This is a genomic window from Sphingobium terrigena, from assembly GCF_003591655.1.
Lineage (GTDB): Bacteria > Pseudomonadota > Alphaproteobacteria > Sphingomonadales > Sphingomonadaceae > Sphingobium > Sphingobium terrigena.
The window spans coordinates 391,024-417,278 of the sequence record NZ_QVRA01000001.1 but is presented as its reverse complement, the minus strand read 5'-3'; the positions used below and the strand labels follow the sequence as shown (position 1 = coordinate 417,278).

The 26,255-nt window shown below is 63.3% G+C and carries 31 protein-coding genes; 12 read left to right on the top strand and 19 right to left on the bottom strand.

The genetic code is table 11. The features are described 5' to 3' along the window. Positions 1-232: 232 nt before the first annotated feature. Entirely contained in the window at positions 233-1,720 is a 1,488-nt protein-coding gene (locus D0Z70_RS02015; protein WP_119743717.1) for a lipopolysaccharide biosynthesis protein, read from the top strand. Positions 1,721-1,742: 22 nt separating this feature from the next. Here the strand turns inward: D0Z70_RS02015 and D0Z70_RS02010 are convergent, their stop codons facing one another. Continuing rightward, on the bottom strand, positions 1,743-2,171 hold the full coding sequence (locus D0Z70_RS02010; protein WP_119743716.1) for a CBS domain-containing protein: 429 nt from the start codon (positions 2,169-2,171) through the stop codon (positions 1,743-1,745). A gap of 71 nt (positions 2,172-2,242) precedes the next feature. Here D0Z70_RS02010 and D0Z70_RS02005 point away from each other — a divergent pair, with 71 nt between their 5' ends. Both D0Z70_RS02005 and D0Z70_RS02000 read left to right on the top strand, forming a co-directional pair. After that, complete coding sequence (locus D0Z70_RS02005; RefSeq protein ID WP_119743715.1) at positions 2,243-2,542, top strand: hypothetical protein; 300 nt, start codon at positions 2,243-2,245, stop codon at positions 2,540-2,542. Next, the gene (locus D0Z70_RS02000; protein WP_119743714.1) at positions 2,535-2,912 is read left to right on the top strand and encodes an acyl-CoA thioesterase; all 378 of its coding nucleotides are present in this window, start codon (positions 2,535-2,537) and stop codon (positions 2,910-2,912) included. Before D0Z70_RS02005 ends, D0Z70_RS02000 begins: the two co-directional genes overlap by 8 nt. A gap of 3 nt (positions 2,913-2,915) precedes the next feature. Here the strand turns inward: D0Z70_RS02000 and D0Z70_RS01995 are convergent, their stop codons facing one another. From D0Z70_RS01995 to D0Z70_RS01965, 7 genes are all read right to left on the bottom strand, one after another. Beyond that, complete coding sequence (locus tag D0Z70_RS01995; RefSeq protein ID WP_119743713.1) at positions 2,916-4,448, bottom strand: DUF4139 domain-containing protein; 1,533 nt, start codon at positions 4,446-4,448, stop codon at positions 2,916-2,918. A gap of 116 nt (positions 4,449-4,564) precedes the next feature. Beyond that, on the bottom strand, positions 4,565-5,965 hold the full coding sequence (locus tag D0Z70_RS01990) for a DUF4139 domain-containing protein (protein WP_119743712.1): 1,401 nt from the start codon (positions 5,963-5,965) through the stop codon (positions 4,565-4,567). 435 nt (positions 5,966-6,400) lie between these two features. After that, positions 6,401-7,342 carry a DUF4167 domain-containing protein gene (locus D0Z70_RS01985; protein WP_119743711.1) on the bottom strand — a complete coding sequence of 314 codons (942 nt, stop codon included), beginning with the start codon at positions 7,340-7,342 and terminating at the stop codon, positions 6,401-6,403. Between the two features lie 303 nt (positions 7,343-7,645). Then, entirely contained in the window at positions 7,646-8,482 is an 837-nt protein-coding gene (prmC, locus tag D0Z70_RS01980; RefSeq protein WP_119743710.1) for a peptide chain release factor N(5)-glutamine methyltransferase, read from the bottom strand. 209 nt (positions 8,483-8,691) lie between these two features. Continuing rightward, the gene (gene prfA, locus D0Z70_RS01975) at positions 8,692-9,783 is read right to left on the bottom strand and encodes a peptide chain release factor 1 (RefSeq protein WP_119743709.1); all 1,092 of its coding nucleotides are present in this window, start codon (positions 9,781-9,783) and stop codon (positions 8,692-8,694) included. Between the two features lie 151 nt (positions 9,784-9,934). Beyond that, a complete protein-coding gene (hisS, locus tag D0Z70_RS01970; protein WP_119743708.1) occupies positions 9,935-11,221 on the bottom strand; it encodes a histidine--tRNA ligase in 1,287 nt (428 codons plus the stop codon). A 51-nt stretch (positions 11,222-11,272) separates the two neighbouring features. Continuing rightward, the gene (locus tag D0Z70_RS01965; protein ID WP_239018774.1) at positions 11,273-12,736 is read right to left on the bottom strand and encodes an alginate export family protein; all 1,464 of its coding nucleotides are present in this window, start codon (positions 12,734-12,736) and stop codon (positions 11,273-11,275) included. A gap of 121 nt (positions 12,737-12,857) precedes the next feature. On the opposite strand from D0Z70_RS01965, the gene D0Z70_RS01960 reads away from it, so the two are divergent. From D0Z70_RS01960 to ggt, 5 genes are all read left to right on the top strand, one after another. After that, positions 12,858-14,777: a M61 family metallopeptidase gene (locus tag D0Z70_RS01960; protein ID WP_119743756.1), complete on the top strand. Its 1,920-nt coding sequence runs from the start codon at positions 12,858-12,860 to the stop codon at positions 14,775-14,777. Between the two features lie 37 nt (positions 14,778-14,814). Beyond that, entirely contained in the window at positions 14,815-15,354 is a 540-nt protein-coding gene (gene ppa, locus D0Z70_RS01955) for an inorganic diphosphatase (protein WP_119743706.1), read from the top strand. A gap of 175 nt (positions 15,355-15,529) precedes the next feature. Beyond that, a complete protein-coding gene (locus D0Z70_RS01950; protein WP_147418727.1) occupies positions 15,530-15,892 on the top strand; it encodes a hypothetical protein in 363 nt (120 codons plus the stop codon). Next, on the top strand, positions 15,893-16,354 hold the full coding sequence (locus tag D0Z70_RS01945; protein WP_119743704.1) for an ImmA/IrrE family metallo-endopeptidase: 462 nt from the start codon (positions 15,893-15,895) through the stop codon (positions 16,352-16,354). Positions 16,355-16,397: 43 nt separating this feature from the next. Continuing rightward, on the top strand, positions 16,398-18,098 hold the full coding sequence (gene ggt, locus D0Z70_RS01940; protein ID WP_119743703.1) for a gamma-glutamyltransferase: 1,701 nt from the start codon (positions 16,398-16,400) through the stop codon (positions 18,096-18,098). 107 nt (positions 18,099-18,205) lie between these two features. On the opposite strand, the gene D0Z70_RS01935 is transcribed toward ggt, so the two are convergent. The 10 genes from D0Z70_RS01935 to D0Z70_RS24535 form a co-directional block, all read right to left on the bottom strand. After that, complete coding sequence (locus D0Z70_RS01935; protein WP_119743702.1) at positions 18,206-18,697, bottom strand: hypothetical protein; 492 nt, start codon at positions 18,695-18,697, stop codon at positions 18,206-18,208. Between the two features lie 52 nt (positions 18,698-18,749). Beyond that, positions 18,750-19,166: a SufE family protein gene (locus tag D0Z70_RS01930; protein WP_119743701.1), complete on the bottom strand. Its 417-nt coding sequence runs from the start codon at positions 19,164-19,166 to the stop codon at positions 18,750-18,752. Positions 19,167-19,341: 175 nt separating this feature from the next. Continuing rightward, on the bottom strand, positions 19,342-19,575 hold the full coding sequence (locus D0Z70_RS01925) for a hypothetical protein (RefSeq protein ID WP_119743700.1): 234 nt from the start codon (positions 19,573-19,575) through the stop codon (positions 19,342-19,344). 28 nt (positions 19,576-19,603) lie between these two features. Then, on the bottom strand, positions 19,604-19,861 hold the full coding sequence (locus D0Z70_RS01920; protein WP_119743699.1) for a hypothetical protein: 258 nt from the start codon (positions 19,859-19,861) through the stop codon (positions 19,604-19,606). 31 nt (positions 19,862-19,892) lie between these two features. After that, a complete protein-coding gene (locus D0Z70_RS01915; RefSeq protein ID WP_119743755.1) occupies positions 19,893-20,204 on the bottom strand; it encodes a hypothetical protein in 312 nt (103 codons plus the stop codon). Positions 20,205-20,228: 24 nt separating this feature from the next. After that, the gene (locus tag D0Z70_RS01910; protein WP_119743698.1) at positions 20,229-20,519 is read right to left on the bottom strand and encodes a hypothetical protein; all 291 of its coding nucleotides are present in this window, start codon (positions 20,517-20,519) and stop codon (positions 20,229-20,231) included. A gap of 35 nt (positions 20,520-20,554) precedes the next feature. Continuing rightward, complete coding sequence (gene pspC / locus D0Z70_RS01905) at positions 20,555-20,935, bottom strand: envelope stress response membrane protein PspC (RefSeq protein ID WP_006953513.1); 381 nt, start codon at positions 20,933-20,935, stop codon at positions 20,555-20,557. A 1-nt stretch (position 20,936) separates the two neighbouring features. Beyond that, positions 20,937-21,218, bottom strand: a complete 282-nt coding sequence (gene pspB / locus D0Z70_RS01900; protein ID WP_006953511.1) for an envelope stress response membrane protein PspB — start codon at positions 21,216-21,218, stop codon at positions 20,937-20,939. Positions 21,219-21,222: 4 nt separating this feature from the next. Next, positions 21,223-21,903 carry a phage shock protein PspA gene (pspA, locus tag D0Z70_RS01895; RefSeq protein WP_119743697.1) on the bottom strand — a complete coding sequence of 227 codons (681 nt, stop codon included), beginning with the start codon at positions 21,901-21,903 and terminating at the stop codon, positions 21,223-21,225. A gap of 42 nt (positions 21,904-21,945) precedes the next feature. Further along, positions 21,946-22,323 (bottom strand): hypothetical protein, encoded by a 378-nt coding sequence (locus D0Z70_RS24535; protein ID WP_147418726.1) that lies wholly within the window; start codon positions 22,321-22,323, stop codon positions 21,946-21,948. On the opposite strand from D0Z70_RS24535, the gene pspF reads away from it, so the two are divergent. Then, complete coding sequence (gene pspF, locus D0Z70_RS01890) at positions 22,306-23,322, top strand: phage shock protein operon transcriptional activator (RefSeq protein WP_119743696.1); 1,017 nt, start codon at positions 22,306-22,308, stop codon at positions 23,320-23,322. The genes D0Z70_RS24535 and pspF overlap by 18 nt on opposite strands. 143 nt (positions 23,323-23,465) lie before the next feature. Here pspF and D0Z70_RS01885 read toward each other — a convergent pair whose 3' ends face one another. Next, a complete protein-coding gene (locus tag D0Z70_RS01885; protein ID WP_119743695.1) occupies positions 23,466-24,344 on the bottom strand; it encodes a 3-hydroxyacyl-CoA dehydrogenase NAD-binding domain-containing protein in 879 nt (292 codons plus the stop codon). 170 nt (positions 24,345-24,514) lie between these two features. On the opposite strand from D0Z70_RS01885, the gene D0Z70_RS01880 reads away from it, so the two are divergent. From D0Z70_RS01880 to tolR, 3 genes are all read left to right on the top strand, one after another. Further along, a complete protein-coding gene (locus D0Z70_RS01880; RefSeq protein ID WP_119743694.1) occupies positions 24,515-24,985 on the top strand; it encodes a YbgC/FadM family acyl-CoA thioesterase in 471 nt (156 codons plus the stop codon). Next, positions 24,982-25,689, top strand: coding sequence for a protein TolQ (tolQ, locus tag D0Z70_RS01875; RefSeq protein WP_119743693.1), 708 nt, complete (start codon positions 24,982-24,984; stop codon positions 25,687-25,689). Before D0Z70_RS01880 ends, tolQ begins: the two co-directional genes overlap by 4 nt. A gap of 118 nt (positions 25,690-25,807) precedes the next feature. Next, positions 25,808-26,254 (top strand): protein TolR, encoded by a 447-nt coding sequence (tolR, locus tag D0Z70_RS01870; RefSeq protein ID WP_119743692.1) that lies wholly within the window; start codon positions 25,808-25,810, stop codon positions 26,252-26,254. Position 26,255 lies beyond the last annotated feature (1 nt).

Sequence of the window (26,255 nt, the reverse complement as noted above, 5' to 3'; positions counted from 1 at the left end):
CCGAAGTGGACAACCAGCCCACCCCGATCCTTGCGTTTCGGAGGACTGCTCATCCACATCTGTTGGCGACCATTCAAAGCGCTACCTGCTGGCAGCGCCCCGTCCGGTGAACAGCCCTCTAGGCCCGACCTCCCGACCCGTCAAATGCTTTTTGCAATTTTGTTTCAGAAATTTTTGGCGTTTGCGGTCTAGACAGGGGCGACGCCGATCATGGCCATGGGTGATTAAGAGTATGAGTTTGCAGGATGCCGACGCGGACGACGCGGGTTTCGGCGCACGCATCAGGAGCGCGATTTTCTGGCGTTCGGGCAGCCAGATCCTCTCGCAGATGATGAGCTGGGTGGTGACGCTGGCGGTCATTCGCCTGCTCGATCCAGCCGATTATGGCCTGTTCGCGATGACGCAGGTGATCCTGAATTTCGCGACCTTCCTCAATGGCTATGGGCTGGTCAGCGCCCTGGTGCAGTCCGAGAAGCTCGATTCGCATCGCTTGCGACAGGCTTTCACCATCATGCTGCTGCTCAATGGCGCGCTGGCGCTGCTCCAGCTGGGAATCGCGCCGATCGCAGCCGATTATTATGACCAGCCGATGGTCGCCGACCTGCTGCGGGTGCAGGCTTTGCTCTACCTTTCCACCCCCTTCATCTCGATTCCCGAAGCGATCATGGGACGCGCGCTCGATTTCAAGCGGCCAGCCTTGGTCAATCTGATTGCCGCCTTTGCCTCCGCCGCCGTGGCGCTGGTGGGTGCCTTGTCGGGCTGGGGCGTGTGGACATTGGTGTTCGCGCCGATCGCGGGCTTCTGGGTCAAGGGGCTGGGCTATGTGCTGGCGACCGGGTTCCGCCCCATCCCCACCTTCGACTTTCGCGGCACCGGCGCGATGGTCGCCTATGGCGCGTCGCTGCTGGGCGGGCAGTTGTTCTGGATCGTCCAGAGCCAGGCCGATATCTTCATCGGCGGGCGGGTGCTGGAGCCGCATCAATTGGGCCTCTATGCCGAAGCCCTGTTCCTGACCCAGATTTTCGTCAGCAAATTCATCCCGCCGCTCAACGACGTCGCCTTTCCTGCCTATGCGCGGATGCAGAAGGACCCGGCGCGGGTGGCCTGGTCCTTCTGCAAGGCGGTGCGGCTGCTGCTGCTGCTATCCTGCCCGGTCTATCTGGGCATGGCGGTGACCGCCGAGCCTTTGGTCGAGACGCTGTTCGGGGCGAAATGGCTGGAAATGGCCCCGTTCGTCGCGGTGCTGGCGCTGGCCATGCCGTTCATGACGTTGCAGGTGATGTTTGCGCCGGTCAGCAATGCGCTGGGCCGCCCCGGCACGACCGCGCGAATCGCGGGGGTCGGCGCGGTGCTGATGCCGGTCGCCTTCCTGATCGGCATCACCTTCGGCGCGATCGGCCTGGCCTGGGCGTGGCTCGGTGCCTTTCCGATCCTGACGATCGTGACCGCGCGGCTGGCCGGCGCGCCGATGGGACTGCGCCTGATCGACCTGGTGCGCGCGGCTGCGCCGGGTCTGGGCTGTGCGATCCTGATGGCGGGCGTGGTGATGGCGGTGGACCGCATCCTTCCGCCGCTGGCCGCGCCGGTTCGGCTGGCCGTATTGGTGCCGGCGGGCGGCATCGCCTTCCTCGCCGCACTAATGCTGTGCGCGCGCGGCACGTTGATGGAACTGGTCGCTTTGGTGATTCGCCGCGCGCCGCCGGTTCAGGCGCCCGCCTAAACCGGACATCCACGTCCGCCAATCAAGCCGTCTGGATATAGTCGCGCAGGGCCGCTGCTTCCGATTCGATCCGGTCGATACGGAATTTGACGAGATCGCCGATCGAGATCAGCCCGATCAGTTCGCCATCGACCACGACCGGCAGATGGCGGATGCGCCTTTTGGTCATCAGCGACAGGCCCGACATCACCGGCGTCTGGTCGTCAATGGTGATGGCCGGGGCCGTCATCACGTCGGAAACCGGACGATCCAGCGCCGCTGCACCTTCGGTCGCGACGCGATAGACGAGGTCGCGTTCGGAAAATATCCCGACCACCTGCCCGTCATCCACCACAGGCACGCAGCCGATCCGCCGCTCCGCCAGCAGCGTCACGACGGACAATACGCTGTCGGTCGATCGCACCTGGATGACGTCGCGCCCCTTGCCCTGCAATATTGCCGCGATGGTCATGACCGCTCTCCTTCCATGGACATTATGTCTCAGTACTTGATGATCCCACTTTCGAGGGCCAAAGAAAAGACATGACACGCAAACAAGCGCTCGATGATCCGCAAATTGCCGCCACCGCCTGGGCACGGTTCCGCCGCATCATGGTCTGGATGGCCGGAGGTGGCGCACTCTGCGTGATCGCATCGCTCATCTTCCTGCGGCTGTGGGCCGGGCCGATGCCGATCCATATGGTGATCGCCACGATTTTGGGCGTGTGGTTGACCTTCATGCTGGGAACCGGTCTGATGGCGCTGGTTTTCCTGTCCAGCGGCACCGGCCATGACGAACAGGTGATCGACCGGATCAAGGATGAGGTGATTGAGAATGAGTGACAGGCGAGACGATGTCGTGTTGCGGGTGATGCCGCGCATCACCGACATCAACGCCAATGGCCATATTTTCGGCGGCTGGGTGCTGAGCCAGATGGACATTGCCGGCGGCATTGTTGCCCATCGCGTCGCGCAGGGGGCGGTGGCGACCGTCGCGATCGAAAGTATGAAGTTCATCACCCCCATATTGTTGGGGGACGTCGTATCGGTCTATGCTCAGGAGGAGCGGCGGGGTCGCACATCGGTTGCCATCCGCATCGATGTGGTAGCGACGCGCGGGCCGCAGGAGGAACAGGTGGACCTGACCAGCGGGGTTTTCACCTTCGTCGCACTGGACGAAAATCATCGGCCACGACCCCTGCCCGACGCCTGAATATCAGCGCGGCAGGCGCTGGGTGTAGGCCAACTCCGCCTTGCCATTGGCGGGGACAGTCGCCCGCCAGACCCATGCATTGCCGCGCCGTTCCATGTCCGTGGGACGGGGCTTGATGTCGTGGGGGATAGTGACTTCGGCGGTGATGGCGAAGGGACGGGCATTGCTGAGCGCGATCGTCCAGCGCTGGCTTTTGCGCGATGCCTGCACCTGCCGCACCGCGATACGGACGTCCGCGCTCTCGGCCAGATCATAGTCGATCCGCTCGCCCTCCGCCTTGTCGCTTATGTCCGCTTCTCCAGCCAGAAGGCGCAGATCGTCTATCTGCTCGAACACCGCGACCCGGCCCGATGGCATGGGCAGGCCAAGGCCGTCACCTTTCCGATTCTGGAGCCGCAGCCGCAGCGTCATCGGTCGGGATTCGCCCCCGTCGAACCCGCCGGTCGTTGCGGCATAGAGGCGTTCGACCGTCACGCCGGGTTGGCGCAGCAGCGCGACCTGCTTCTGGCTGTTGGCGGCGACCGTCACGGCCACGGGAACGCGGTAGAATTTAAGGTCGCCCAGATCCTCCTGCTCAGCGATTACCTCGTTGGTGACTGACGCAACCGCCATAGGGGCACTCTGCAAAATCCCACCTCGCCGCTGCGCCGACACCACGATCTCGCCCAGGCCGTCGTCCATTTCCATCATTCTTGGCCGCCGCATATCCACAGGAAACAAGTCCCAGCGCGGATGCGTGCTGGTCACATCCATCGGCCAGCATTGCAAACGCAGCGGGCCGCCGGTTGGCCGTGCCTGCGCCCCGCGCGGCTGGCGATTGGGCTGTCCGGCAATGACGTTGAGCTGGGCGTCGGCAAAGCCGGTGACCCCGCCATTGGCGACCGTCAGCCATGCCATCAGGTCGAGCGTCTCCCCCTTCATGTCCGCGACATAGGAAGCGGACCAGTCGAACCCTTCGGCCAGATAGGTGAGTTGCAACGTCGCGCGGGTCGGCCGGTCGCTGGTGGCGATGACCGACAGGGTCGGGCGCGGCGACAAATCCTTGGGGGCTTCCCGGTAGAGCATCCGTTCGGGCAGGCCGCTGCACCCCAGCGCCTCATAGCCCTGCGCGGTCTGGACGATCACGCCGCCAGTCGGCCCGGCGCTCAGGATCGCGTCCTGCTCGGTCACCTTGCCAGTCTTGCGATCGGTGCGGCGCAGCGTGACGCGGCGCTTGAGATAGGCGTCGACCAAGCCTGCGGGCGACAGCAGCCGGGCATCGCGATTCTTCTCCCGCACGCCGCGCGGCATACCGGAGAGTATGGCGGTTTCGGGCATCAGCCCTTCGGCCACCCCTTCAAACCGGACGACCGATTCGCCCTGCGGCAGATCGACCGTGCGGGTTTCGGTGACCAGCGCATAGCCGCCCGGCCAGTTCCGGTCGATCGCACCAGCCGCCCGGCCCGGCGCGCGATAGACGGTGACCGACACCGCATCGATCCGGATGGAAATGACCGTATCCGCCTGCGCGGGCGTAACGATAGCCCACAACAGCAAGCCAAAAAACCACCGTATTCCCGCGAAGGCGGGAATCCAGTTCCGACCTTTCGACTGGATTCCCGCCTGCGCGGGAACACGCGCCCAATATCGCAAAAGTCGCACAGCGACCCGCTTCAATAGCGCGAATCGAAGGTGACGGTCAGGTCCACCGAACCATTGGCCGGGACCGGCACGCTCCATTCCATCCGGTCGGCCGACACGCGCCGTCCCTCCACGCTCTGGGCGGTGACGCGGGTGTCGCCCCACAGGCCGCCCTGCGCCAGATCGACCGTAATGGCCTCAGGCCGGGCGTTGGTCAGCGTGTAGCGCATCTTTGTTTCCCAGCGCGACGCACCCTTTTTCGTGCGCTGTTCGACCGTCGGCCGGACCTTGACGTCGAACGCCTCGCCGGTGCGCAGCGCCATCGATGATCCCATCGGCGTATGGTCGATGCTGTTTTCGCCGATGAATTGCGGGTCTCCGCGCGCATCGCGCATATAGACGCGGATGGTGCCGGCGGGCAGTTGATCGCCCAACCCGCCCTGCTTCGATGTCGAAAATTTCAGCACGCTCGATGCGCTCAGCGGTTCAGCCGAACTGCCCATCCAGGGGTTGAGATATTCATAGGTCGCCCGTGCAGGCGCACCCTTCACATCCAGAAAGCTCACCTGTTTCTGCTGCGCGTTGGCGATCGTCGTGCGGCGCTCAAGGGGATAAAGATAATAGTCGCCCAGCCGTTCGCGCGGGCCGCTTTCCGTCCCCGCCTGATCGATCGCACCGCTGCCCGATTGCCACCAGTTGGTCCGCCCGCCGCCATTGGCGGGATTGCCCGCAACCAGGATCGTGCGCGCATTGCTGAAGGTCGTACCGCTATTGTTGGTCAGCGTCACCCAGCCCTGCATGTCCATCGCCCCTTTGCCCGCGTCGAACAGCGCGACATAATCGGCGGTCCAGCCCAGATTGGGGGTGAGGTAGGACAGGCGCGTCGGCACCGCGCCGCCACGCGCCGCGTCCACGGTGACGGAGAGAGTCGGCTTGGCCCGCAAGTTGGGCGGCACCCGGTCGAAGATCACCCGCACCGGCAGGCCATCGTCGCGCAGCACCTCGATCCGCGCGCCGATCTGGAGGACGATGCCGCCATTGGCCGCGAGTATCTTGGCCCGCTCGCGCGTTTCCGCGCCGGTGGCGGGATTGGTGCGCACCAGCGTCACCTCCTGCCCCACCGCCTTGTCCATCAGCTTGTCAGGCGACAGCAGATCATAGTCGAAATTCTGTTCGACGATCGCGATGCCGGGGCCGGAAAGAGTGACGGTTTCAGGCCGAATACGCGCCGACACATCGGGAAATTCGATGCGGTTGCGCCCCACCGTCATCACCAGTTGCCGGTCATCCTGCACCAGCGACTGGCCATTATTATAGATGGTGACGGCAACATCGCCCTGGGCCGAAGCGCCGGTCGGATCGGCCGCCCCCTGTGCCAGCGCAGCGACGGGAAGCGCGCACAGCAGCGGCGCAAGCAGGCGAAGGGCGGTCATGGGGCAGGTCTCTCCCGACATTGTCGTCGCCTTGTGCCGCAAGCCACCGCGATTGGGAAGCGGGCATGAAAAAGGCGATCCTGTCCTTCGCAAACACAACAGCCGAACTTGGACAGAATCCGCCAAAATCCTCCCCTGCAAAGCAGGGGAATTGCATATGACTTTTCGTTACCCCTACAACGTCATCCTGAATGTATTTCAGGATCCATCGTGCCCCAAAAGCCGTGGTTTGAGACGAGACATGGATGCTGAAACAAGTTCAGCATGACGATGAGGGAGGGGGCAGTCCATATGCGATAGCCCTGCCTGCAAGGGGAGGATGGGCTTTGTTCAACATGCCGACATCGGATTTGCAAACCACAGCGATGCCATGAAAAAGGGGACGGCGCGCCGGGCACCGTCCCCTTTTTTTTCAACTCGATGCAGCGATGCGGCTTATTCGGCCGCTTGCGTCGTCGCGCGTGGGCGGCGGGTGCGCTTCTTGGGCGCGTCCTCGCTGACGTCGCTATCATTGTCGGCGCGCGCGATCGAGGGTGGCAGGATAGCCATGTCCAGACCGACAGGCACTTCGGATGCTGCCACATCGACGACCTTGCGTGGGCGACCACGGCGCGGCTTGGGCGCTTCTTCCATCTGCGGCGCAGGCGCGGCCTCTACGACCGGAGCAGCAACCGGGGCGGGCGCGGCCTGTTCGACCTGGGGCTGCGCTTCGGCAAAGACCGGACGGTCGCGACGCGGGCGGTCACGGCGTGGGCCGCGCTCTTCGCGTACTTCGTCCTGACGGCGATTCTGGTCGCGCGGCGCAAAGTCGCGCTGCGGACGATCGCCCTGATCGCGCGGGGCGCGGTCATTGTCGCGGGGCGCTCGATCAAAGTCGCGCGGTGCCCGGTCATTGTCACGCGGGGCGCGATCACCATAGTCACGCGGCGCGCGTTCGGCCTGCTCACGCGGGGCGCGGTCGGGCTGTTCGCGTGGCGTGCGATCATAGGAAGAGGAATCGGTGCGGAATTCGTCGACGCCGTCAGCAACGCCCTCGAAATCATCGCCATCCTCGTCGAAATTCTCGTCCGGGCGGCGGTGACGCTGCGGCTGATTGGCTTGCTGCTCTTCCTGCCGGGCGCGATTGTCGGCCAGCACGCGGAAATAATGGTCGGCAAATTGCAGATAATATTCCGCATTCACCCGGTCGCCCGCCATCTGGGCATCGCGCGCCATATTCTTGTATTTCTCAAGAAGCTGGGTCGCATTGCCACGGGCGCGGTTGTCGATGCGGTTGCCATTATCGCCCCCGCCCCGATTGCCACCATTATTGGGACGTCCGTTGTTATTATTGTTCCGGCCGCGATTGCGGCGACCGGCCTGCCGGTTGTTGATCAAGACATGATCCTTGCGTTCGCTGTCATCATATTGGCTGAAAACTCTGTTCCGTCGCCATCCCCAAGCACGGCCCGCACATCAGACCGGATACGGCTCCGCCGGGCATGGCCGGTTCAAAGGGCCAGTGCCTCAAGCTGCCAGCGGCGCCGGGCAGCAGCGCCGTCATGACTGTCAGGAGCGTAGAGAAAGGCCTTTTCTATCAATGGCCTGAACCGACCATATCACGAGATAGTGCCATCTCTGCTGTCGATGTAGAGGCTTTCGCCGGAGAAACCAAGCAATTTCCGCTTGTCATGGCGTTAATTACGCTGTGCCGTCGCTGGACGGCCATGTTGCGACCAGACAACGATCATGCCCGGCAAGGTCCTGCAACGCCCGCACGCGCAGGCCCGCCTCCGCCAGCAGCGTCGAAACGGCATCCTTCTGGTCATAGCCGATCTCGATCGCAGCCATGCCGCCGGGCGCAATCAGCCGGGGCAGATCGGGCGCGATGCGGCGATAATCGTCCAGTCCCTCAGCCCCGGCAAACAGCGCGCTGTCCGGCTCATGCAGCACATCGCCCGCCAGCGTGGCACTGCGCGCAATATAGGGCGGGTTGATCAGGATCAGGTCGAACGGACCTTCTATCCCCAACGCCCAGTCACCCAAATGGAAAGTCGCGCGGTCGGCAAGCCCCAGCCGCTCCGCATTGCCCTGCGCCACCGCCAGCGCGCCGGGCGAAGCATCGATCCCAAGCCCGTGAGCATCAGGCCATTCGCTCAAGCCTGCCAGCAGTAGCGCGCCGGAGCCGGTGCCAAGGTCGAGGATGGATTGCGGCGCGCGCCCGACAAAATGCGTCACCGCCGCCTCGATCAACGTTTCGCTGTCCGGGCGGGGGATCAGCACGTCCGGGGTCACAGCCAGGCTGATCGTCCAGAAATCGCGATAGCCGATAATATAGGCGATCGGCTCCCCGGCAAGACGACGCGCAATCAACGCCGCAAAGCCCGGCGGCACGGTCAGGTCGCGCTGGCGCAGCAGCAGATCGTTGCGGGACAAACCCAGCGCATGGGCCATCAACAATTCGGCGTCGAGGCGCGGCGTATCGCTGGCGACGCCAAGCTGGACAGATGCCGCGCGCAGGGTGTCGGGGATGGTCATACCTGTCTCCCCTCCCTGACAGAGATGGTTGCGATATTCATCATGAACAGATTTTTGTCATCCCCGCGTAGGCGGGGATCCATCTCCCGCCCTAGGATCATGATGATAAGGCAGGAGATGGATTCCCGCCTGCGCGGGAATGACGATCAATTGTGGAACTGCCAGTATGTCGCAACGATCCGCTGTCAGGGAAGAGAGAAGCAGGTCGCTCACCCGACCCCGTCCAACTGCGCCAGCCGCGCCGCTTCATCCTCCGCGATCAGCGCGTCGATGACTTCGGCCAGCCCCGGCCCTTCGAGAATCTCCGGCAGGCGGTGCAGTGTCAGGTTGATGCGGTGGTCGGTGACGCGGCCTTGGGGGAAATTATAGGTGCGGATGCGTTCGGATCGGTCGCCCGATCCCACCATCGCCTTGCGCGCGCCCGCCTGTTCGCTCTGGGTGCGTTCGCGTTCGGCTTCATAGAGGCGGGCGCGCAGCACCTGCATCGCCTTGGCCTTATTCTTGTGCTGGGATCGTTCGTCCTGCTGGATCACCACCAGCCCGCTGGGCAAATGGGTAATGCGGACCGCCGAATCGGTCGTGTTGACATGCTGCCCGCCAGCGCCCGACGCGCGATATATGTCGATCTTGAGGTCGCCATCGGCGATCTGGACGTCGACTTCCTCCGGTTCCGGCAGCACCGCGACGGTCGCCGCCGACGTGTGGATGCGCCCGCCGCTTTCGGTGACGGGGACGCGCTGGACGCGGTGGACGCCGCTTTCAAATTTGAGTTTCGCGAACACGCCGGTGCCGGTGATGGAGGCGACGACCTCCTTGTAGCCGCCCGCTTCGGACGCATTGGCCGACATCAACTCCATCTTCCAGCCCAGCGAATCGGCGTAGCGCTGATACATGCGGAACAGGTCGCCCGCGAACAGGGCCGCCTCGTCCCCGCCCGTCCCGGCGCGGATTTCCAGCATGGCCGGGCGCGCATCGGCCGAATCGCGCGGCAGCAATTGCAGCGCCAGCGCGCGTTCGGCGGCGGGCAGCTGGCTTTTGAGCAGCTGCATCTCCTCCTGCGCCATTTCGCGCATCAGCGGGTCCGCGTCCGCATCCACCCCGCCCGCCATATAGTCGAGCGCGGCCAGTTCCTGCCGCAAGCGACGCACTTCATGCGCGGCGCGGGCAACCGGCTCGATCTCGGCATATTCCTTCGACAGGCGCACAAACGCATCGGGCGGCAGATCGGCGCGCGTCATCGACGCCTGCACCTCATCCCTACGCGCCTCAATCTGCGCGATGCGTTCGGGGGATATGTGCATTAGACCCCTACCCCCAATCCGTTCGGGCTGAGCGAAGTCGAAGCCTTCTGCCGAGCGGAGGCGAGGCCGGGACCTTCGCTGCGCTCAGGCGAGCCCTTCGACAGGCTCAGGGCGAACGGGGTAAGGGGTGGTCGGGCAGCGAAATTCGGCATTAGCGAAGATCACCGCCCGACAAACCTGAATCCAGCCCAAGCGCGCCGTAAACCAACTTATGGACCTCAGCTTTGTCCTTGCCCTCATCAATATGTTGAAGATAAAGCTTTTCTCGGTCGCCAGAAGTCGACCGAACAATCAAGATCGCAGTATGCTTGCGTTTTTTTGCGAGTTCGACGCGTTTCTTTGCGTTACCTTTAAAAGCAACATCAACAGCAATATTGGATGCGCGCAGCCTTGAGGCAATCCGCTGTGCTTCTTCGTCCACTTCAGCGTTATCTGGAACAACCGAGATGATGATCTCCCCCTCCGGCGCATCCACCAACATCGCCAGCCGCTCGATCCCCGCGGCCCAGCCGACCGCAGGCGTGGCAGGCCCACCCAGATTCTCGATCAACCCGTCATAACGCCCGCCGCCCAGCACCGTACCTTGCGCGCCCAGCCGGTCGGTGACGAACTCGAAGGCGGTGTGGCGATAATAGTCGAGGCCGCGCACCAGCCGGGCATTGCGTTCCCACGCCACGCCAGCGGCATCCAGCCCGCTCGTCACCTTCTCGAAAAAGCCACGCGCCTCGTCGGTCAGATAGGCGTCGATATCCGGCGCACTGTCGGCGACGGGGCGGTCGCGCGGGTCTTTGCTGTCCAGGATGCGCAGCGGGTTCTTGCCCAGCCGCTCGACGCTGTCCTCTGACAAGTCCCCGCGATGCGCCTCGAAATGGGCGATCAGCGCGGCGCGCCATGCCTCGCGACTTTGTGCGTCCCCCAGCGTGTTGAGCGTCAGGGTTACGCCGTCATTGATGCCCAATTCTTTCAGCAACTGGTCCGCGAACACCAGCAGTTCCACGTCCGCGCCCGGCTCGGCCGCGCCGATGATTTCGGCGTCGAGCTGGTGGAACTGGCGGAAACGACCCTTTTGCGGCCGTTCGTAGCGGAACAAAGGCCCATGGGTCGCGACTTTGAGCGGCGCATATTGCTGCCAGCCTTCGGTGATATAGGCGCGGCTGATCCCGGCGGTAAATTCCGGGCGCAGCGTGATGGAATCGCCACCGCGATCCTCGAACGTGTACATTTCCTTCGACACGACATCGGTGGATTCGCCCAGCGACCGGGCGAAAACGGCGGTGGATTCAAACACCGGCACCTCGACCCGCTGAAAGCCGTATAGTTTGCGCACCCGGTCAAAGGTCGCGACCACATGCGCAAACCGTTCCGCAAATGCGTCCGGGGTGCCGCCCAACATGTCTTGCGTGCCACGAACCGGACGCGGAGTTTCGATTTTCGCCATATGCCGGGCCTTTAACCGCAATTGTGTCCCAAGGAAACGCGGATTTTGCGGTCAGAACATCGACGAGAGCGCCAGCGAGATATAGCGCGGGTTGCCGGCATCCGGGGCATTGGGTGCGTCGCGCAAAAAGCGCCCCTTGCCGATCCAGCTGGCATTGATTTCCACGCGCAGTTTTTGCGGCCTCGCCCACCAGCGCAGCCGCCCGTCCAGCCCATGACCCGCAAAGCGCCCCGACCGGCCGCCAGCATCCCGCACCCCGGTCGTGGAAAAGGCGTCGTTGCGCGCGGCAAGCCACATCGGATGCCATGCCGCGAACAGGTCCAGCCGCTTGCCCGGCGCCATTTCCACCCGCAATCCGGGCGTCAATATGTTGGCGCGACCGGTCTGGGCAAAGATGCCCGCCGGTACGAAGTCGCCCCGCCGCATCCCGAACAGCGTATCGAACCGGCCATAGCTGCGGCCCGGCCGGTCGCCGCTGGCATAATCAAACTCGGCCGAAACCCGCGCGCGCAGGTGGCCGGGAAAGCTATACCCCATGTCGGCGTGAACGAACCAGGCCGCGACATCGATCGGCAGGGCAGCGGGCGCCGCGCTGGCGCGGATGCTGCCCATCTGGCCGATTCCTTCCACCTCAAAGTCCAGGCGCGCGGGCGCGGGGTCGCGCATGATGCGGGCGCTGATGCTGTGCAGGTCGCGGTTGCGGGTCGGGCGGCCGGGCATGTCACGCTCGATCAGGCGGAAATAGCCGATTTCCGCCATGGCCCCGCGCGCAATCTTCTGCGCGCCATAGCCGCCCCATAGCTGAAGGTCGAAGCTTTCCCGGTCCAGCCCGCCACGATTGTCCAGCACGGATGCTTCATCGTCAGGACGGCGCATCTGCGGCAGGACATAGATCAGCGTGGCGGTGCCGCCGCGTGCGGTGGCGATATCAACGCGCGCACCGGTGGAGCCGTTGGTGGTGTTGCGATAATCATCCGCCGCGATCAGCCGCCGCGACCCCAGATTCAGCATGAAGCGCCCCAGTTGCACGGACGTCTTGCTGCCGCGCCCCAGCAACGGGCCTAGGTCGGCGGCGACGAACGCCTGCACGGGTTCGATCGTGTTGACTTCGCCCGTGCCGATCCCTTCCCCCCGCTGGCCGCCCCACATCCGGCTGTCCCACAATTCCGCGCCAAGCCGGATCGGCCCCGCGCCATAGCTGGCGGTCAGGATAGTGCGCAGGCTGACCAGGTCGATGCGATCGTCCAGCCCGGCGCGGGCCTGCCCTTCCAGCGCTTCATAACGAAAGCGGACATTGCCGGAGAGGGCCAGCCCCTGTTCGGACGCCCTTTCCTCAGCCTGTACGACGACGGGGACGCTGCCGAGCAGCCACGCGAAAAAGGGTAAAAAGGCAGAACGATCCACGCACAGCTCCTTCATCCACGCCGCCTTGATCCACAAGGAGGCGGGGCAATGGGCGGCCTTTGGCGCGGATGCGCTGACCGGGAAGGCGCTGATCCCGATGGGAGCGCCCATGGCAATGTTGACGCGCACGATCAAGCAATTTCCATCCAGACAGGCTGGACGCGCCCGCGCCGCGACGCCATTGTGGCGGCATGAGGGCCGTCCGGCCCAGCCCAAATTTTCGGAGACGTTCATGATCCGCAGCCTCGCTGCCGCCCTTATCCTGTCGACCGCGATCGCCAGCCCGCTTGCCGCGCAGGACGCGATCCGGTCCAAGCCCACCGCCCTGCCGATCAACGATGCCAGCCCCGTCCCCAAGGACATTCCCTATCCCGGCGGCACGATCAAGCTGGAGGTCGATGCCAGCGACACGACCCAGCGCATCTTCCGCGTGAAGGAGACGATTCCGGTCGCAACCAGCGGGCCGATGACGCTGCTGATGCCCGAATGGCTGCCGGGCAACCACGCCCCGCGCGGCCAGCTGGAAAAGCTGACCGGCCTGACCTTCACCGCCGATGGCAAGCCGCTGAGCTGGAAGCGCGATCCGCTCAACGCCTTCGGCTTCGTCATCGACGTGCCGCAGGGGACCAAACAGGTCGTCGCTCAGTTCCAGTTCCTGTCGGCGACGGTCGGCAATCAGGGCCGTGTCGTGGTGACGCCCAAGATGCAGAATATCCAGTGGGAAAGCGTCTCGCTCTACCCGGCAGGCTATTATACCCGCCAGATTCCGGTGCAGGCGACCGTGACCTATCCCGCCGGCTGGCAGGCCGCGACCGCGCTGCGCGGCAAGCGGACCGGCGACACCGTGGCCTATGACGTCATCGACTATGAAGCCTTGCAGGATTCGCCGGTGTTTGCGGGGACGCATTTCAAGGCAGTGGACCTTGGCAGCAATGTGACGCTCAACATCGTCGCCGATGACGCCGATGAGCTGGTCTATACCCCCGACCAGATCGCCAAGCACAAGAAGCTGGTCGCCGAGGCGGGCGCGCTGTTTGGCAGCTATCATTTTGACCATTATGATTTCCTGCTGGCGATCACCGACGAAATGGGCGGCATTGGCCTGGAACATCATCGCAGTTCGGAAAATCAGGTCGAGCCGGGCTATTTCAAGAAATGGAGCGATGGCGAGGCGTTGCTGGACCGCAACCTGCTGCCCCATGAATTCACCCATAGCTGGGACGGCAAGTTCCGTCGCCCCGACCTGCTCTGGACCCCCGATTTCCGCACGCCGATGCAGGATAATCTGCTGTGGGTCTATGAAGGCCAGACGCAATTCTGGGGCTATGTGCTGGGCGCGCGGTCGGGCCTGTTCACCAAGGCCGAGACGCTGGACGCCTACGCCCAGATCGCGGCCAAGCTGGACACGGCGGTCGGGCGGCAATGGCGGCCGATGGAGGATACGACGCATGATCCGATCATCTCCGCCCGGCGGCCCAAGGGCTGGGTCAGCTGGCAGCGGTCGGAAGATTATTATAATGAAGGGCTGATGATCTGGCTGGAGGCCGACGCGATCATCCGTAAACAGACCAAGGGCGTCAAGGGGCTGGACGATTTCGCCAAGGCTTTCTTTGGCGTGAAGCCGGGCGACTGGGGCCAGCTCGTCTATAATCGGCAGGACGTCATCAATACGCTGAACGGCGTCGCGCCCTATGACTGGGCGGGATTCTTCCAGACCTATGTCGACAGCCCGACCAGGGAAACGCCCAAGGGCGGCTTCACCATGGGCGGATACCGACTCGTCTATGGCGACACCCCCAATGGCTTTACCAAGGCGGCCGAGGGCGCGAACAAGATGGTCGACCAGAGTTTCGGCATCGGCCTGATCGTCAAGAATGACGGCGAAATCAGCAGCGTCATCTGGGACAGCCCGGCGTTCAAGGCGGGGCTGGTAATCGGGGCTAAAATCCTGGCGGTCAATGGCGATGAATTTTCCGGCGATGTGTGGAAGGCGGCGATCAAGGCCAAGGCGCCGATCCAGATCATCCTGAAACAGGATAAATATTACCGCACTTTGTCACTCGATTATTCGGGCGGGCTGCGCTATCCGCGCCTCGAAAAGACAGGAGAGGGTGAGGGCAGCCTCGACAGGTTGCTCCAACCGAAAACATAAACACCCGCTAATCTATCGTGCAGCAAAAGGCGTTTTCATGAACATCGAACTGATTCCCGTTGGCGACGATCCGCCCAACAGCCTGAACGTCATCATCGAAGTGCCCGTCGGCGGCGAGCCGGTGAAATATGAGTTCGACAAGGCGTCGGGCGCGCTGTTCGTGGACCGCATTTTGCACACGCCGATGCGCTATCCGGCCAATTATGGCTTCGTGCCGCACACGCTGTCGCCCGATGGCGATCCGCTCGACGCGCTGGTGATCGCGCGCTCTCCCTTCGTCCCCGGCTCGGTCGTGCGCGCCCGCCCGATCGCGGTGCTGAACCTGGAAGATGAAGCCGGTGGCGACGAAAAGCTCGTCTGCGTGCCAGACAACAAGACCTTCCCATATTATGCCGACATCAGCGAGAAGGACGACCTGCCCGGCATCGTGATGGAGCAGATCGAGCATTTCTTCACCCATTACAAGGACTTGGAAAAGACCAAATGGGTGCGGATCGGCACTTGGGGCGGCGCCGAGGACGCCAAGCGCGTCACGCTGGAAGCGATCGAACGCTATCAGGCGAACAAGAAGGCCTGAGCGCCCGACTGTCCAAGTGAATGGAAAGGCCGCGCGGGATGACTGCGCGGCCTTTTTTTGTTGGGATATACTTCTCTAGCCGCGAACGGTCATCGGCGGTATAGCGGCTTATATGTCATCCCCTGTCGCTCAGCCTGCCATAACCGATGTAGTGCCTGCTAAGGTTTGCGCTCAGATGGTTGAATCGGCGACAAAGGCTTGCCAACCTATGATTTCATTGCCGCCAGAGCAGGCCAATCCAAATTGGGATGCAATGGCGGCTTCGTTAGCTTCGCAGGCTAATGCAATAGCGTGGGGTTCCCTCGTTCTTGCGGTGATTGTCATTATTGCGGGTATCGCATGGGGCAAGATTATTACAGCGAACGCTGAACATGAAGCGCGCGCTATGGCAAAAGCATGTGCTGATGAGTATATAAAGGAATGGCTGTCCAAAGAGGCTCCTGGCATTATCCGGGAGAGAGTGGACCTAATCGCAGACGCAACCTTAGGCTCAGGCAATGATGCTGATGCCGCAGATGAAATCGGAAGGGAGGCTTAGATGGTAGATCCAATGACAGTGATCGCACAGCATTGGAATAGCACGCCCGTTCCGATTGAAGCGATCATTCGTGATATCGGGCTACCGTTGTCGTACGAGCCGATGGACGATAATATTTCAGGCTACATTGAACGGCAGAACGGCAGCTACCGGATTGTTGTGAACTCTAGCCATGCGCCAACCCGGCAACGTTTCACCGCAGCGCACGAGCTAGGACACTACATCTATCACCGCGATCTTTTAGGAGAAGGTGTCGGCGATAACCGTGCGTATCGCACGGAAGGAACCGATCGCCCAAACCTCAACATTCGTCCCATTCACGAGCGCCAAGCCAATAGCTTTGCTGCGAATGTGTTGATGCCGCGTCATCGGCTATCTGACGTTGCGGAGCAAAGCACAGCAGCACTTGCAGCACGCTTCGCGGTTTCACAAGCAGCGATGAAAATTCGTCTTGGGCGCTAATCAATAAGTTGCAGCGGGCAACGCAATGCGTAGGGTGGCGGGCATGAACTTCCGTCCGTTTGGCCTGCTGGCCCCTCTCGCCCTCCTCGCCACCCTGCCGCTGCCCGCCATCGCGCGCGAACCGGTATCGACCAACGCCACCGTTTCCGCCGCCGATCCGCGTGCCGCCGCCGCGGGGCAGGAGATATTGCGCAAGGGCGGCAGCGCCACCGATGCGGCCATCGCGATGATGCTGACGCTGAACGTGGTGGAGCCACATAATAGCGGCATCGGCGGCGGCGGCTTTCTGATGCACCATGACGGGCAGACCGGGGTGCTGGACTCGATCGACGGGCGCGAAACCGCGCCGGCCGCTGCCCGGCCCGACCGCTTCATGGGGGCCGATGGCCAGCCGCTCTCCTTCCGCGACGCCTGGCCGGGTGGCTATTCGGCAGGCGTGCCGGGCAATCTGCGCATGGCGTGGGATGCGCATAAAAAATGGGGCAAGCTGCCCTGGGCCGACCTGTTCCAGCCCGCCATCCGCGCAGCGGAGGAGGGTTTTGAGGTGCGCCAGCGGCTCGACACCGCGATGAAGGCGGTGGCCGGGGTCTGGGCCGACTTCCCGGAGATTCAAAAATATTTCTGGATCGGCGGCAAGCCCGCGCCGATCGGCACGATGCTGAAAAACCCGCCGCTCGCGGCCCTGTTCAAACGCATCGCCGCCGAAGGCCCGGACGCCTTCTACACCGGCGACAATGCCCGGCTGATGGCGCAGGCGGTCACCAACGCCCCCAAAAATCCGGTGCCGATGACGGAAGGCGACATCGCTGCCTATCAGGCCAAGCCGCGCAAGCCCGTATGCGGCAAATATCGCGTCTATACCGTGTGCGGCATGGGTCCGGCGTCCGCCGGCGGGGTCACCGTGTTGCAGATTTTGGGCATGGTCGAGCGTTTTCCGCTCAGCGCATGGGGCAAGGATGACCCACGGTCCTGGCATGTGATCGGCGAAGCGATGCAGCTGGCCTATGCCGATCGCGGCTCCTGGCTGGGCGATCCCGATTTCGTTTCGGTGCCGGTCAGCGGCCTGATCGACCCCGCCTATCTCAAGCAGCGCTCCGCCAGCATCCGGCTTAACAAGGCGCTGAACGACTATCAGCCCGGCACCCCGCCCGGCGCGCAGCCCCGCACCGCTTCGCTGCCCCAGCCCGAAAGCGGCACCAGCCATTTCGTCGCGATCGACCGCGATGGCGACATCGCCGCCTGGACCTCGACCATCGAAAGCTTCTTCGGCAGCCAGCTGATCGCCAATGGCGTGATATTGAACAATGAATTGACCGATTTCAGCTTCACGCCGCAAAAGGACGGCGCGCCGGTCGCCAATGCAGTGGGACCGGGAAAGCGACCGCTCTCCTCCATGTCGCCCACCATCGTCTATGACGCCAAGGGGATGCCGATCTTCACCGTCGGCGCGGCAGGCGGCAAGACCATCATCATGCAAGTGGCCAAGGCGCTGATCGCCCATTTCGACTGGGGCCTGTCGGCGCAGGATTCCATCGCCATGGGCCTGATCTTCTTCAACGGCGACGGGCTGGTGCTGGAACAGGGGACCGGGCTGGAGGCGATGCAGGCGCCGCTGGAGAAATTGGGCCATCGCGTCACCGTCTCGCGCCTCGGCCTCAAAGCCAATGCCGCCGAACGCGCCCCCGACGGCCACTGGATCGGCGCCGCCGACCCGCGCAGCCCCGGCGTATCGTTGCAGGAGTGAATGGGCAACCGTCACCCCAGCGAACGCTGGGGTCTCTCTGCCTTCTTTGGCTCAGCGCCGAAGAAAGGGAGATCCCAGCATCCGCTGGGATGACGACTATTGTTGCATCACCCCTTCAAATCCAGCCCGGCGACGTTGAAGGCGAACGGCGCAGTCTGCTCCTTCGGCCCCGTGACAAGATTGACCGAAACCGTCTGCGCCTTGGCGATCGCCTCATAGGCATTTTGCGACGGCATGATCTCGATCCCGTCCTTGGCGTCGGTCATCCGTCCCTTCCAGCGCAGCGGCCTGCCGCCATCGGCAATCGCGGTGACGGCGCAATCAGACAGGTCGCACTGGAACGGCGCGCCGACCAGCTTCACCGTCACTGATTTTTCGCCATTGTCCATCGGCTGAACCAGCAGGACTGCGAAGGTGTCCGCCGCCGTCATCGTCGGCACGGCATTGGCGCTACCGATATAGGCGAGCTTTGCCTTGCCGCCCGACCCCGCCTCATATTTCCACGTCTGGCCGATCGTATCGCGCTGGGTCGGCCCCTTGTCGCCGGACGAACAGGCCGCGAGCAGGCCGACGGCAGCGAAGGCGATGAAATGGCGCATGGTTGAATCTCCTTGTCAGGAAACTCAACGCCGCAACTTGATCCAGGTTTCCTTAAGCGCTGTAGCGGGCCGCCGTATCGCGGATCAGGGCGATCATGTTGGGGATGCCCTGAGTGCGGTTGGAACTGAGCTGATTTTTGAGGTCGAACGGGGCCAGCGCCCCTTCTATGTCCGCGCCGCCGATCGCCACGGGACTTTTGTCCTGCACGGTCAGCAGCACCAGCGCGATGATCCCCTTGGTGATCGCGGCATTGCTGTCGGCCAGAAAATGCAGCCGTCCGTCCTCCAGCACGGTGGGATAGACCCACACGGCCGCCGAACAGCCGCGCACCAGCGTCGCATCCGTCTTGAGCGCGTCAGGCATGGGTTCCAGCGCCCGGCCCAGATCGATCAGCAGACGATAACGATCGTCCGCGTCGAGAAATTCATACTCATCGTAAATGTCGGCAAGGACGCTCTGATCGGTCATGGCCGCCCATATAGGGGGATTTGCGCGGGGGGAAACCCCCGGCCCGCAATGACTTCATCCTTACCCGTTCGGGCTGAGCGAAGTCGAAGCCTTTGCCTGAGCGGAGGCGAAGGCACCTCGCTGCGCTCGGTGGAACCCTTCGACTTCGCTCAGGGCGAACGGTCGAAACATCATTCTACAAATCCACGCCCGCCGCGATCGCTTCCAGCTTGCGGATGCGTTCCTTAAGGTCGGCGACCTCGATCCGCGCGGCGGCCGATGGCGGCGCGCTCGCTTCGCTGCGTTGGCCAAGTTCCGCGCGCTTCAGCTCCAGCCAGCCGGTCCAGCCGCGCAACGTGGCCATGGTGACGATGGAGAGGCCAGCCAGCCCGGCCAGCGCGATGGTCAGATAGAGAGTGGGGTCCTGCATGATAGCCTCCCTGCCCAATGGGCCGCGTTCAATCGCGGTCCCGCAATTTCTCGAACTCGCGCTCCAGCGCGCTGCTGCCGTCGGTGGCCAGGCGCTCCAGCACCGCGACGCGGTCTTTGAGCGCCTTGACCTCGGCCCGCAGCCGCTCTGCTTCCGGGTCGGGGCCGCGCGCGATGAGTTCTTCGCCCTTGTGGCGGCGCACCACACCATATTTCGCCTGCAAAACCCGCGAAATCGCGATGATTGCCACGATCAGCACGACCATTGTGAATGGATTGTCGATCATCTGTCTCTTCCCTCATTCCGTGACTGCGCGCTCAGTTGGCCGGGCTGCGCAGCCGTTCGATTTCGCGATTGAGCTGGTGGCTTTCGTCGGTGACGATCCGCTCGACCACGGCGAGGCGGTCCTTCATCGATCCGATCTCGGCGCGCAGCTGGGCATTTTCCTGGCTGAGCAGCTTCACCCGCTCGACCATTTCCTCATTCTTCTGCGGATAGACGGGTTTGCCCCAGCTATTTTCCAGCGGATAACCATTTTTGACCCGCAGCCAGGTGGTAACGACCCAGCCGATAATCCCCAGCGATCCGACGGCAAAGACGACCGGCGCGAAATCTGCAAATGGAAACATCATCTCTACTCCCTTGCACCGCGCTCAGCGCAGTTCCTCTATGGCGCGCGCAGTGCGGACGGCAGGATCGGTGGCGATCCGTTCCAGCACGGCGATGCGTTCCTCCAGGCGGCTGATGCGGCCCACCAGCTTTTCGTTTTCGCCGGACAACAGGTCGATTTTTCGACCAGCGTCACCGTCGGTTCGATCAACGGTGCCGGTCCATTCATTTTCTACCGGGTAACCGTGGCGGGCACGGACCCAGGTGGTGAACATCCAGCCCAAAGTCGACATGGCGATGATGGCCAGGACGAAGAAAGGTCCACCGAAATTCATGGATTTAACTCCCTGTTACTCTGCCCCGGACCTGCTCAGCGCAAGCTGTCGATTTCGTCTGCCAGGCGCGTGTTGCGGCTGGTATAATAGATTTCGATGTCAGCCAGGCGGCGGTCGATGTCGCGGAATTTGGACCGGACGTCGCGGGTGGAGCGGGTCGGATTGGTCCGTACCCCCTGCCAGAATTTTTCGTCATCCCGGTCCGAATAGAGCCCCTTGGGCTTGTCATCGGCGAAATAGACGGCGGCGAAATAGGCGATCAGCGTCCAGGGGAAGGCCCCCATCAGGGTGATCAGCACTGCGCCGACACGGACCCAGACGACGTCGATCCCGCTATAGTCGGCGATGCCTGCGCACACGCCCGACCATTTGCCATTGGCCTTGTTGAGGTAGAATTTGGTGCGGCGGGCGGTCATCTCAGTTCCTCCGGTCGAAGCTGTAATCGTCATCGCTCAGGTCGGCATCGGGTGCCGGGCGGCGCGGACGGAAATCGGGGTTGTCGGCGGCGACGATCCGTTCGACCGTCACAAGCCTTTCTTCCAGACGGCGGGCGAGAAGATGGAGTTCATCCAGCAGCTTCTCATCCTCGTCGGTGATCTTGGGTGCCTGCTTCCATTTGGTGACATAGTGGAAGATCAGCCAGGGCATACCGATGAACAACATGCCGCAGATCATGATGGGCAGGAATATGTCCTCCATGACGTCAGGCTCCCCCGGTCTTATCAGCGTTCATGCTGGCCTTGAGAGCGGCCAGATCAGCATCCACCTTGTCGGCGGACTTCAGCTCGGCAATCTCTTCCTCCAGCGTCTTGGGCGTGCCACCCAGCGCCATGGCGTCGGCGCGACCTTCGGCCAGATCGACCCGGCTTTCCAGCATGTCGAAGCGCGCAAACGCCTCGTTCACCTTCTCGCCGGCATAGGCTTCGCGCACCCGCAGGCGGTTTTCCGCGCTCTGCATCCGGGTGACCAGGCTGTTCTGGCGGGCGCGGGCTTCGCGCAGCTTGCCCTGGAGCTTGGCAATATCCTCTTCCGACGCTTTCAGCGCATCGTCGAGCGTCTCGATCTCGTGGGACAGATGCTCGGCCATGTCGGTCGCCTTCTGGCGCTCGACCAGAGCCGCCTTGGCCAGGTCCTCGCGATCCTTCGACAAAGCCAGCTGCGCCTTTTCGGTCCAGCTGTCCTGCAAGGCGGTCAGCTTGGCGATGTGGCGGCGCATTTCCTTCTGGTCGGCAATCGTGCGGGCGGCGGACGCGCGCACCTCGACCAGGGTTTCCTCCATTTCCAGGATGATCATGCGGATCATCTTCGCCGGGTCCTCGGCCTTGTCGAGCAAGTCGGTGACATTGGCGGCGATGATGTCGCGGGTGCGGGAGAAAATACCCATCTGAACTTCACTCCTTATTCTTATTCTTTGGGGGCGGCGACCTTATGCCAGATAGCGCAGGGCCACAGGCGTCGTCTGACTGGCGAGCATCGGGGCTTCGCTGGCGCGGGCCGGGCCGACTGCTGACAGGATCAGGGTCGATCCCAGCAGCAGGGCAGCCAAAGCAACCGACATCAGCTGGCCGATTTCGCGAACGCTGTTGTTGTTCTCTTCCATTATGATAACTCCCTGAACCTTGGCCTTCGTGACGTTCCGCTTGTGTGTGTGCGGATTGCCCCAAGCTTTGCAGGGGCCGTGCCAATTTTGGAAAAGCGCCAATTTGCGCCATTTTTGCGGGTTTTCCCAAGCCTGTGCCAGAATATCTCTTGCCGAAAGGTGGGAAATTTCACCATAAGTTGGGGTATGGAGAAAAACACCCAATTTGTCGGCCAGTCCTTTGCCTTTCTCGACGCGGTCGAGCTGGCGGGCCGCGCTGCCGAACTCAACCGCCCGGTGCTGGTGATCGGCGAGCGCGGGACCGGCAAGGAGCTGATCGCCGAGCGGCTCCATCACCTCTCCCCGCGCTGGGGCGAGCCGCTGATCGTCATGAACTGCGCGGCCCTGCCCGAAACCCTGATCGAAGCCGAACTGTTCGGCCATGAACAGGGCGCGTTCACCGGCGCCAACCGCGCCCGGCCCGGCCGGTTCGAGGAGGCCGATGGCGGCACATTGTTCCTCGATGAACTGGGCACGTTGTCGATGGCGGCGCAGGAACGGCTGCTGCGCGTGGTCGAATATGGCGAAGTCACCCGCATCGGCGCGTCCAAGCCGCTGCGGGTGGACGTGCGGATCGTCGCAGCCACCAATGACGATCTGCCCGCCGCCGCCGAGGCCGGACGCTTCCGCCCCGACCTGCTCGATCGCCTGAGTTTCGAGGTCATCACCCTACCACCCCTGCGCGCGCGCGAAGGCGATATTCCGGTGCTGGCGGATCATTTCGGGCGGCGCATGGCCGCCGAACTCAACTGGCCGCAATGGCCCGGCTTCTCCGCCGTTTGCGCCGCGCAGCTGGAGGCGCATAGCTGGCCCGGCAATGTCCGCGAACTGCGCAACGTGGTCGAACGGGCCGTCTATCGCTGGGACGAGCCGGGCAAGCCAATCGACCGCCTGACCTTCGACCCCTTCGCCTCCCCCTGGAAACCCAGACCGCTGATGCCGAGCGCCGCCGCCTCAAGCGACAGCCCGCCATCGCCCGCACCCACGATCGCCACCGAAACCATCAGCGACCTGAAGGCCGCCGTCGACGCGCACGAAGCCGCTATCATCCGCGCCGCGCTCGACCGCCACCGCTACAACCAGCGCGCCACCGCCAAAGGGCTGGGCCTGACCTACGACCAGCTCCGCCATTGCATGAAGAAACATGGACTGAGCGCGGGGTAAGCAGGTCCGATCCCCCCCACCGCCGTCATCCCAGCGAAAGCTGGGATCCATTCGACGCTAGGCCGGATCGTCACGCAGACGGAGCGCCGAATGGATCCTGACTTTCGTCAGGATGACGGAGAAATGGAAAGCGATGCGCCCCATCACCGCGTGGGCACAGGCTCCGCACCCGAATAATCGTAGAAACCCCGACCGGTTTTGCGGCCATACCAGCCGGCTTCGACATATTTGACCAGCAGCGGCGCCGGGCGGTACTTCGGATCGCCCGTCGTGCTCAGGAATATGTTGAGGATTTCGAGCGCCGTATCGAGGCCAACGAAATCCAGCAGCGTCAGCGGCCCCATGGGATGATTGAGGCCCAGCTTGCAACCCGTGTCGATATCGACCACGCTGCCCACGCCCTCACCCAGCACGAACACCGCCTCGTTCAGCATCGGCAGCAATATGCGGTTGACGACGAAGCCCGGCGCATCGAACGCCTGCACTACCGTCTTGCCGATCCGCCCCGCAAAACCCTCGACCGCCGCAACCGTCTCCGGCGTGGTGGCAAGGCCGCGAATGACCTCGACCAGCACCATCACCGGCACCGGATTGAAGAAATGGACGCCGACAAAGCGCCCCGCATCGGGCGCAGCCTGCGCCAGCCGGGTGATGGGAATGGACGATGTGTTGGTCGCCAATATAGCATCCGCCGCCAGCAACGGTCCGACATTGGCGAAGATCGCGCGCTTGACCTCCTCGCGCTCGGTCGCGGCCTCGATCACCAGCTGCGCACCCGCCAGCGGCGCAATCTCGCCCACCGGGGTGATCCGCGCAATCGCCTCGTCCGCGTCAATCTGGGCGATCTTGCCCTTTTCCACGCCCTTGGCCAGCAGGCGGATGATGCCGTCGCGGCCCTTTTGCGCGCGCGGCAGATCGACGTCCGACAGGATCACATCATAGCCCGCCTGCGCCGCGACCTGCGCGATACCTGCGCCCATCTGCCCCGCGCCGATCACACCCACCGTCCGAATATCCGTCATCCTGGCCTTCTCCTACATGCTGACTCGTGGTCAACTCCCTAGCCTTCGCGCCGTCCGGGGACCAGAGGGGCAACCATGCGAAATAGCACAGGCGACAAAATGCGCCTGTTGCGCGAGAAACCGACGTTTCCGCCTTTGCCTGAACGGTGCGCCATGGTTAAAAGCCGCTCATGCCCGTTTCAGACCTGATGCCCGTGGCGGCGACCGGACGCTTTGTCGCTGCCGTGCATCATTTCCCGCTACGTATCTATTTTGAGGATACCGATCTGTCGGGGCTGGTCTATCACGCCAATTATCTGCGCTATATGGAGCGCGCCCGGTCCGACATGCTGCGTGCTGCCGGGATCGACCAGCGCGCCGCGCATGACAGCGGCACCGGCGTCTATGCCGTCACCGACCTGCACATCCGCTACCGCCGCCCCGCCCGCCTCGACGATGACCTGATGGTCGTCAGCCGCGTGGTGCAGGTGGGCGCAGCGACATGCGCCATTCATCAATCAGTCATGCGCGCCGACGAACAGTTGACCGATGCTACCATATCGGTCGCCTGGCTGACGCCGCAGGGTCGCCCGCAACGGCAACCCAAAGCCTGGACCGATATTTTCAGCCGCCTTTGCCAAGGGGAAGATTTCCACCCATGACCCTCAACCTGCCAGACGTCGCCGCGGTGGCCGACGCCGCGACCATTTCCCCGCTCGCTTTGTTCCTTCAGGCCGACATCGTCGTGAAGGGCGTGATGCTGGGCCTGTTGCTGGCCAGCATCTGGACCTGGGCGATCATCATCGGCTTTTCCGTCACGCTCCGCCGCGCCAGCAAGCATAGCAAAAGCTTCGAGCAGGATTTCTGGAAGGCGGAGGATATCGACCGTTTCTACGAAGCGCGCGGCAAGGCGGACCAGCCCGCTGCCAAGGTGATGGCAGCCGGCGTCACCGAATGGCGGCGATCGACCGCGCAGAAGGTGATCGACCGCGACGGCACGCGCGACCGGCTGGCAACGACCATGTCCAGCACGATCGCGGCGGAAATCGATCGGCTGTCGGACCGGCTCAACATATTGGCGACGGTCGGGTCGGTCGCGCCCTTCGTCGGCCTGTTCGGCACCGTCTGGGGCATCATGCGCGCCTTCACTGCGATCGCCGCGGAACAGAATAGCTCGCTCGCCGTCGTCGCGCCGGGCATTGCCGAAGCCTTGTTCGCGACCGCCATCGGCCTGTTCGCCGCGATCCCGGCGGTCATCGCCTACAACCGCTTCAGCCACGGCATCAACCGCATGGAATCGCGCCTGACCCGCTTTGCCGACGGCTTTTATTCGACCCTCAGCCGCGAACTGGAGGCGCAGCGGTGAGATATTTCTCTTCCGTCATGCCAGCGAACGCTGGCATCTCACTTCTTTGGCGGTCGCGTGAAGAAAGAAGCGGGATCCCAGCTTTCGCTGGGATGACAAGCATGGGACGGAGAGACTAATGGCCATGTCCGGTCCTCCCTCCGGTCGTCGTGGCCGTGGCCGCGCGCCGATGGCCGACATCAACGTCACGCCTTTGGTCGACGTCATGCTGGTGCTGCTGATCATCTTCATGGTCACAGCGCCGCTGCTGGTGACCGGCGTGCCAGTCAACCTGCCCGAAACCCGTGCCAAGGGACTGGACCAGGACGCCAAGCCCACCGTCGTGTCGATCGACCGCGACGGCGCAACCTATGTCGATGAAGATGCCGTGGCCGACGCCGACCTGCCGGCACGCCTCGCCGAAATCGTCGCTGCCAATGCGGGCAAAGCGGACGCCCCGCAAATCTTCCTGCGCGCCGACAAGGGGCTGGACTATGGCCGGGTGATGCGGGTGATGGCCGAACTCAACCGCGCAGGCCTGAACAAGGTGTCGCTCGTCTCCTCGCCTGACGATACGGCGGAATAGA